1 protein-coding gene is annotated in these 1,361 nt (G+C 45.3%); it reads right to left on the bottom strand.

All coding sequences use genetic code 11. The features are described 5' to 3' along the window. Positions 1-44: 44 nt before the first annotated feature. Positions 45-1,070 (bottom strand): IS110 family RNA-guided transposase, encoded by a 1,026-nt coding sequence (locus tag C7379_RS12560; protein ID WP_116617557.1) that lies wholly within the window; start codon positions 1,068-1,070, stop codon positions 45-47. Between the last annotated feature and the right edge of the window lie 291 nt (positions 1,071-1,361).

Here is a 1,361-nt window from a genome sequence, read left to right as displayed (position 1 = left end):
GCTTTCTATGTTAATATCCAAATGTTTTGACCATTATTTTCAATTTATGCTGAGATTTTATATTCAGGGGTGAATGTTTTGCGGTTTCTAACCATTGCAGTGACCAAATGCACAAGTTTGTTCTTGACATTGTTCAGTGCAACTTGCTTCTTCTTTCCGCGTTCCACGAGACGCATGTAGTACCTCGCCATAACGGGATTGAAGTTGACTGCAGCCAGTGCAGCCTGCGTCAGCATTGCCTTAATCTGGCGGTTCGCCATATAGTGAACACGAGGATCTGAATGCACGCTGGTGCCCGAATCTTTGCCAAATGGGGCTATGCCGTAATAGCAGGCAATCTTGCGCGAGTCGTAGTTGAAACGACGGAAGTTGTCTGTATACACCATCAGACAGACAGCGTTCTGCGTTCCTATGCCAGGCACCGAGGTCACGATTGTGAACACCTCGGTGAGCTCTTCGTCCGACTTAATGAGCTCGGCGATTCGCTTGTCTATCTTCTCAACTTCCTTGTTGAGTTCTGACACGATATGCCTTCCGCTCTGCGAGATCATCGTCTTGATAGTCGATTTCTCCATGGTGAGCTTCTTCTCGCCCCTACGCACCTGAAAGCTGCATCTATGGCGCACCACCATTTGACGATACAGAAACAGCTCTCGTAGTTGTGCAAGTGACTCGCTAAGTGGCTCGTACATAATGGCTCTGTCGTGATTTCTCATAGCGTATTCTGCAATCATCGAGGCGTCGGCGCGGTCAGACTTCAATCGTCTGAGACTTGATGCGTCCTTGATGCTCTTGGCGTTCTCAAGCCACATGTCGTAGCCTTTGCCGTAGAGGAAATTGCATAGTCCTTTGCTGTAGTCGCCAGTATTTTCACCGCAGAAGAGCCACAGGGAAGGGTCGATACCGTAGGAATTCTTCTCCACCCACTTGACCAGTTGCTTGTAACCAGACACTGTTGTCTTGAACTCGTTGAACACTCTTGGGGCCGTTTCTGTCAGTCCGTCTGCAAAAATGATAGCCACATCAACTTTTTCTTTCGAAAAATCAACTCCGATAAATAAATTCTTCATATCTTTGTACAATTTTATTGAGTAGAATTGGTCAATAGTTGTATGGACTAACACTCTAACAAGGCTCAGAGCCGATAACTTTCTATCTGGTCTTTGCAACTATGTCGATGAGGTCCGAAACAGCTCTTAGTCTTCAGACTAGCAAATTCATAGGTTTACCTCTTCGACAGACCGATTCTACCTTTTTACAACAAAGGTACGAAACTGTCTTTAGCAATCATAGTTTTACCTTGATTATTTAATGTTTATGCGACTGCGTCGCATTCTTCTGCAAACTTAGAGCAAATTCAG

Origin of the sequence: Hallella colorans, assembly GCF_003096815.1 — a bacterium.
Classification (GTDB): domain Bacteria; phylum Bacteroidota; class Bacteroidia; order Bacteroidales; family Bacteroidaceae; genus Prevotella; species Prevotella colorans.
The sequence above is the reverse complement of the archived record's forward strand: the minus strand, read 5'-3'. Positions and strand labels throughout refer to the sequence as shown.